This window comes from Rhodospirillaceae bacterium (assembly GCA_018660465.1).
GTDB lineage: Bacteria > Pseudomonadota > Alphaproteobacteria > Rhodospirillales > JABJKH01 > JABJKH01.
In genome coordinates this window covers 40,525-47,060 of the sequence record JABJKH010000104.1, presented here as the reverse complement: position 1 = coordinate 47,060, position 6,536 = coordinate 40,525, and the positions used below count along the sequence as shown (strand labels likewise).

The following is a 6,536-nucleotide window of genomic DNA, read 5'->3' as shown; positions in this document are numbered from 1 at the left end:
TTCCATGCATCTGGCGATAATGCCTGTAGCCGATAGATCAGGACTTACCGCCGGATACGATTTTGTTTTGTTTGTCACCGTCCGAAGGTTCTTCTCCGTCAAATTCTTGCAGCCTGCTCTCAAGTTCACCGACCTTGCCAATTAAAGACGCGACCTGACCCCGTAGTTCTTCGATGGTCGTCAGCACCACATCAGGGCAGCCATCAGCCGGTTCGCCATAGGCAACGAACTCATGAGATTTTGATTTATCCTTTGGCATTACAACTCGCGCCGGAATGCCAACCGCCGTCATGCCATTAGGCACATCTTTGGTCACCACAGCGTTAGAGCCGACACGGGCTTCTTTGCCCACCGTGATGGGGCCTAAAATCTGCGCGCCTGATCCGACGATAGCACCATCCATCAGGGTCGGATGGCGCTTCACATTGACCTGCGAGGCAGAGTCCACAGAAGGGGCAATTCCGCCTAGGGTCACGTCGTGATAGATCGTAACATCATCACCGACTTCAGACGTTTCACCAATGACGACACCTGTGCCATGATCGATAACAAACCGCCGCCCGATCTTGGCTGCTGGATGAATCTCAATTGCAGTAAATACTTTCCCAATATGCGAGACCAACCGCCCCAACACGCGCCAACCGCGCCGCCATAATCCGTGAGACAGCCGGTAATACATCAAGGCGTGTAGACCCGGATAACACAAAACCACCTCTAACTTAGAGTGTGCGGCAGGGTCACGGGCCATAAAGGCATCTATATCTTCTCGAATCCGCTTGAAAATCATGGGCTCTGCTATATCTTACTGAAACACATAAAAATTTTGCGCCTGAAGGCTTTCCGCGCGAGAGTTCGTTTGCGAATACCTTCAGTCACTCTATGCGGTATATAGGATGTCCGACTTAATTGGTCAAGTATCGCACTTAAATCTTCGGAAAATTAACGTATTTATATCCTAGTGAGAAAATCAGGTATTCACCCCCAATGGTTTCAATACCATTCCTTTAGAAAACAGTAGAGAAACATGCCGGAAGTCATATTTAACGGCCCTGAAGGGCGCTTAGAAGGTCGCTATCACCACTCTAAGGTTGCGAACGCACCCATTGCCTTGCTTCTTCACCCGCACCCACAGCACGGCGGGACCATGAACAACAAGGTCGTCCACACAATGTTCCAGACCTTTGTAAAACGGGGTTTCTCGGTTCTTCGGTTTAATTTCCGCGGCGTCGGTCGGTCGCAAGGACGATTCGATAACGGTCAGGGCGAATTAAGCGATGCCGCTGCCGCAATTGATTGGATGCAAACCCACAACGCCAATGCGTCAGATTGCTGGACCGGTGGATTTTCGTTTGGCGCTTGGATTTCCATGCAGCTGATGATGCGTCGGCCTGAAATCAACGGCTTCATTTCCATTGCACCGCCGGCGAGCTTGCACGATTTTTCATTTCTGGCACCTTGCCCGTCGTCTGGCATGATCATCCACGGGTCGACCGATGATATTATCCCCATAGAATCCGTCGATAAACTGGCGCAAAAAGTCTCGGCTCAGAAGAACATCAAAATCGATTACCGCGTCATTGACGGCGGCGATCATTTCTTTGCCGAACACATTGATGTTCTGAGTGAACACGTGGAAGATTATCTGGATAAGGCGTTGAAGACGGCAGCTTAGGGCGTACCGTATCGCAAACCAAATTCGGGGCATTCAATGGCGCGTTTAGACTCCATACCGGGTGGCGAAAAAAAGATGATGATCGAACTTGACTGCTCCGGGTTCGAAAATAGACGGCCTTTTGTTGCACCCAAGCCCCTAAAAGATCGTCGGATCTCGATCCTCTCCACCGCCGCCTTAAACATGAGAGATGATGCGGTCTATCAGCGGGGTGCTACGGATTTCCGCGTCATCCCGGGTGATGTCGATCCCGGCGACGTCGTCATGAGCCATGTTTCGGTGAATTTTGATCGGACTGGTTTTCAGCAAGATATTAACATCTGTTTTCCAATTGAACGCCTGCACGAAATGGCCGGCGATGGCATCATTGGTTCGGTCGCGAATTTTCATTTTACCGTATCCGGTGCGGCGCACCCGCTTGAATTGGAAGACTCCGCACACGCCATAGCTCAGACAATGAAGGCGGATGCAGTTGATACCGTCTTGCTTGTTCCCATCTGACCAAAATGCACGCGCGCCGTGGGCGGGCTGGCAACAATTTTTGAAGAAGAAGGGTTGGCGACCACCCAGATCAGCTTAATTCGCCTCCATACTGAAAAAACAAATCCACCACGCGCTCTATGGGTTCCCTTTGAGTTGGGGCGTCCCCTCGGTGTCCCCAATGACGCCGCCTTTCAAACCCGCGTTCTCACGGCCGCGTTTGAACTTTTGGACGCAGATTCTGGCCCATTATTAACCGATTATTTGGAAGAAGCCCCAGAAGGCGATCCGGAAACTGATGAGGAGGCAATGACCGGCATGGTTTGTCCGATTAGCCTTCCCAAAGTGGAAGGTGCCGGCGCATTAATGAATGAGCTCAGCCAGTCCCTAACAAGAGAAATCAACAGTCTGGCACCCTGGTATGACCTCGCGGTTCGGAAACGTGGGCGGACAACCATTGGGCCAAGTGGTTTGGAAATTGAGGATGCCGCTAAGTTCTTCGCGGCATTTATCGAAAACCAGCAGGCGCCCGCGCCACGGGACGACTTGGCTAAAGGCCGGGTCTTAAAGCTCGCGTACGAAGATTTGAAGGCATACTACACAGAGGCGATCACGGCACAGCCGGGATACGGTGCCAGTCTCCGCGTGGAAAACTGGCTTTTCAATGAAACCGTTTTCGGTCAAGCCTTGTGGAAATTGCGGGAAATCTGCCGCGCCAGTGATGATGAATACTACATTTATCTTGGTCGCAATTCTATTATCCCAGATCGGCAGATCAATGCCCCAGAAGATTCTACTGAACGAGCTGGGTAAAACAGGAAAGCCTGCGGCTTAAGCTCGCGGGCTCAACTTATTTTCGGCTTGCCAAGCGGAACGTCTGGTTGGACGCGAAGAGACTCATTAAGTTCTTTTTTCTCGCGTTCTTGTTTATCGATCCATGTTGGGGAAAAACCTGCCAAATCCAGTGATACCCGGCACCGTGTCCATCGTAGAGTTAGCTCCATAATTGCCGTTTCCAGATCGCGGTTTATCAGGCCCATTTGCTTAGAATCATTTTGCCCTTTTCTAAACTGAGCAAATTCCTCGGCCATATAAATAAGTGCTCCGACGTCATAGGCGATGCTGGTTTCAGAGAACATCAGCTCTGAGCCTGTTTTATCGGCCACCCGATCCGTGCCGTTATTTTCATGTTTACGCCACTGAATTAAGGGCTCCTCCAAATAATATATACCTTCAAGCAATGCGGCGCGGAATGGCAAGATGTGATCATCCGCGCCGGTGATTCTTTTCCCATCAATCGCATCGAACTGAGAAAATACATTTCTATCCCACCCAAACGTCGCACCAAGCCGTGTATTATCCCAAGTTATATAAATAACTTTCTTCAGGGGAACCTCTCTGTCTGTATCTTCCTTACTCAATTTACCGAGGGGTTGGGATTTCGAATCAACAATAATGGCGTTGGAGGACACCAGAGACACCTTCTTATCAATCCATGTTTCAACCATTCTGGAGGTTCTGTTTGGCAAGGACACATCATCGCCATGTGCAATTATGACGAAGTCCCCACTCGCCAGCGACATAACTTTGTTTAAATGTTCGATGCCGAGGTTGGTAGAATTTCGATTGGTAATAACTTTATGTGGGCCTGAGTATTTTACGCTTTCCTCTTCGATTATTGAGAAAGTGGAATCTGTTGAGCAATCGTCTGAAAGTATAATTTCGAGCGGTTCGTATTCTTGCGCGAAGGCCGCAAGAATGGCCTCCCGAACATAACTTTCCTGTTGATAGCAAATCATTGCAAATGAGACTTTCGGCTGAGGCAATATCAAATCTCCTGACTTAAAAAAGCGCGCCCTTAATTATAAACAACTCGGTTTGAAAATTAGAATTCACCTATGTGCCCTGGCGGGAGATGTAATCTGCCACCCGTTGCCGGACGCGCCACCCCGGTCGTTGTCGGCACACTAAGAGGAAGACCAGCTACAGAGCGGACGCCGAGGAAAGCAAAGGCCTGAGCTTCTAGGTTATCGCCATCCCAACCAACCTGCTCTACAGGTTCGACGGACACACCCACTTCATCGGCGATGAGTTTCATCATTGTCGGATTCTTTCGTCCACCCCCAGTGACCACCCATTGCTTGGCAGGCTGGGGGAAATGAGCCCGGGCCGCGGCCACGGACTTGGCGGTAAAAGCGGTTAACGTTGCGGCCCCATCAGCTGCATTTAAAGGTCTTACTCGGTCTAGATTAAAGTCTCCTCGATCCAAAGATTTTGGCGGCTTTTTAGCAAAGTAAGACTGATCCAACATTTTAGATAGGACCGCATGGTCGACAGTTCCCGATGCTGCCAGCTTTCCATCGACATCCATGGATTGGCCTAGTTTTTGGGCGACCCAATCATCAATCAAGGCGCTGGCGGGGCCGGTATCGAAAGCGAGAATGTCCTCGCCTGCACCAATCCCCCCACCAACCCAAGTCACGTTCGCAACCCCCCCGAGGTTGAGAATAACAGTCGGTTTATCCAACTCATGTGCCAAAGCCTGATGGTACAGCGATGCGAAAGGAGCACCTTCGCCGCCACGGGCAACATCATTAGAGCGGAAGTCATTCACCACGGGGATGCCCGTTTCCAAGGCCAGCCGCGCACCGTCACCAATTTGGAGCGTAATGCCTTCATTGGGTCGGTGGTCAAGGGTCTGGCCATGAAAGCCGATGAGATCAATTGTATCGGTCGCGATCTCGTTTTCCATTATCAAACGTTCGACCACGCGGGCATGCAAATCCGTGAGATCAAGTTCAATATCAATGAGGCGCGGGTCGGAAGCATCGCATCGTAGAACGCTGCGAAGGCGGTCTCTAAACGCCTCATCATAGTCGAAGCTCAGGCAGGGGCCGAATTCTTTGATGGTTTGACCGTCAGTTCGGATTAATGCCGCATCAATCCCATCCATGGATGTCCCGCTCATCAAGCCAATCGCCGTTCGTACTTTCTGATCCAGCGCCATTGTGGGTTTACCTAACTGAGCGTTGTCGCAACGTGCACGATTGTGATAAGACATCGCCCTTCCTGCAAGGCTTCGCGGAATTAAGTTGAATACACCCAATGGGACCGAATTTAGGCATGACAACGTACCAATCTGATTTCATCCGTACCGTCGTCGAACGCGGCTATCTGCACCAGTGCACAGATGCCGACGCGCTCGACACCTTAGCAACGGAAAAGACCCTTACCGCCTATATCGGTTTTGACTGCACAGCCCCAAGCCTGCATGCCGGCAGCTTGGTGCCAATCATGCTGCTGCGCATCCTGCAACAAAACGGCCATAAGCCAATCGTCCTGATGGGCGGGGGTACGTCGATGGTGGGCGACCCGTCCGGTAAAGATGAAAGCCGCCAATTGCTGACTGAGGAAACCATCAATCAGAATATGGCGGGCATAAAACAAATATTCTCCAAGTTCCTAACCTTTGGCGACGGCCCAACGGATGCCGTCATGGTCAACAATGCCGACTGGCTGAAAGGCTTGGAATACATCGAATTTCTACGTGACTATGGGCAGCATTTTTCGATTAACCGAATGCTCGCATTTGACAGCGTGAAATTGCGCTTGGGTCGCGAGCATCATCTGTCATTTCTGGAATTCAATTATATGATTCTCCAGGCCTACGACTTCCTGGAATTATCCAGGCGGCACACCTGTGAATTGCAGATGGGCGGTTCCGACCAATGGGGCAACATCGTAAATGGTGTCGAACTGGGTCGGCGGATCGATGGGACGGCGCTGTTCGGATTGACCACACCGCTGTTGACCACCGCATCTGGTGCGAAAATGGGCAAGACGGCGGAAGGCGCTGTTTGGCTCAATGCAGATAAATTATCGGCGTACGATTACTGGCAGTACTGGCGCAACACCGAAGATGCAGACGTGGCCCGGTTCCTAAAATTATTTACCGACTTGCCCCTGGATGAAATCGCCAGACTGGAACAATTGCAAGATTCAGATATCAACGAAGCCAAAAAAATCCTCGCCAACGAAGCAACCAAGCTTTGCCATGGTGAAGAAGCTGCATTGGCCGCAGCGGAAACCGCTGCCAAGACATTTGAGCAAGGCAAGGTCGGCGATCAGCTTCCGGTCATTGAGCTTGCCAAAGGTGACCTCGACGCTGGTATTCCGGCTTTTGAAATCTTGTGTCGAGCCGGCCTCGCCAATAGCAACGGCGAAGCCAGGCGCCTGATTAAGGGCGGCGGAGGTCGCGTCAACGACAAGGCATTTGAGAATGAAAAGCAGATTGTCGGCAATAGCGACATGACGGATGACGGCGTTATAAAGTTATCAGCGGGGAAAAAGCGTCACGTGCTGGTACGTGCGGTTTAAGCATTAA

At 51.0% G+C, this 6,536-nt stretch carries 7 protein-coding genes; 4 read left to right on the top strand and 3 right to left on the bottom strand.

What is annotated here, in order from left to right; all coding sequences use genetic code 11:
* Positions 1–37: 37 nt before the first annotated feature.
* On the bottom strand, positions 38–787 hold the full coding sequence (gene cysE, locus HOM51_18190; protein MBT5036448.1) for a serine O-acetyltransferase: 750 nt from the start codon (positions 785–787) through the stop codon (positions 38–40).
* A gap of 237 nt (positions 788–1,024) precedes the next feature.
* On the opposite strand from cysE, the gene HOM51_18185 reads away from it, so the two are divergent.
* The 3 genes from HOM51_18185 to HOM51_18175 are packed head-to-tail and all read left to right on the top strand — an operon-like array spanning position 1,025 to position 2,965.
* Positions 1,025–1,672 carry an alpha/beta hydrolase gene (locus HOM51_18185; protein MBT5036447.1) on the top strand — a complete coding sequence of 216 codons (648 nt, stop codon included), beginning with the start codon at positions 1,025–1,027 and terminating at the stop codon, positions 1,670–1,672.
* Positions 1,673–1,708: 36 nt separating this feature from the next.
* Positions 1,709–2,173 carry a selenoprotein B glycine/betaine/sarcosine/D-proline reductase gene (locus HOM51_18180; protein MBT5036446.1) on the top strand — a complete coding sequence of 155 codons (465 nt, stop codon included), beginning with the start codon at positions 1,709–1,711 and terminating at the stop codon, positions 2,171–2,173.
* 18 nt (positions 2,174–2,191) lie between these two features.
* Positions 2,192–2,965 carry a hypothetical protein gene (locus HOM51_18175; protein ID MBT5036445.1) on the top strand — a complete coding sequence of 258 codons (774 nt, stop codon included), beginning with the start codon at positions 2,192–2,194 and terminating at the stop codon, positions 2,963–2,965.
* 32 nt (positions 2,966–2,997) lie between these two features.
* Here the strand turns inward: HOM51_18175 and HOM51_18170 are convergent, their stop codons facing one another.
* Positions 2,998–3,978, bottom strand: coding sequence for a glycosyltransferase (locus HOM51_18170; GenBank protein ID MBT5036444.1), 981 nt, complete (start codon positions 3,976–3,978; stop codon positions 2,998–3,000).
* A gap of 59 nt (positions 3,979–4,037) precedes the next feature.
* Positions 4,038–5,159, bottom strand: coding sequence for an anhydro-N-acetylmuramic acid kinase (locus HOM51_18165; protein ID MBT5036443.1), 1,122 nt, complete (start codon positions 5,157–5,159; stop codon positions 4,038–4,040).
* 116 nt (positions 5,160–5,275) lie between these two features.
* On the opposite strand from HOM51_18165, the gene HOM51_18160 reads away from it, so the two are divergent.
* Positions 5,276–6,529: a tyrosine--tRNA ligase gene (locus HOM51_18160; GenBank protein MBT5036442.1), complete on the top strand. Its 1,254-nt coding sequence runs from the start codon at positions 5,276–5,278 to the stop codon at positions 6,527–6,529.
* Positions 6,530–6,536: the final 7 nt, after the last annotated feature.

Coding starts and splice junctions, on each gene's coding strand:
- cysE (MBT5036448.1), bottom strand. CDS start 787: ATGATTTTCAAGCGGATTCGAGAAGATATAGATGCCTTTATGGCCCGT.
- HOM51_18185 (MBT5036447.1), top strand. CDS start 1,025: ATGCCGGAAGTCATATTTAACGGCCCTGAAGGGCGCTTAGAAGGTCGC.
- HOM51_18180 (MBT5036446.1), top strand. CDS start 1,709: ATGGCGCGTTTAGACTCCATACCGGGTGGCGAAAAAAAGATGATGATC.
- HOM51_18165 (MBT5036443.1), bottom strand. CDS start 5,159: ATGGCGCTGGATCAGAAAGTACGAACGGCGATTGGCTTGATGAGCGGG.
- HOM51_18160 (MBT5036442.1), top strand. CDS start 5,276: ATGACAACGTACCAATCTGATTTCATCCGTACCGTCGTCGAACGCGGC.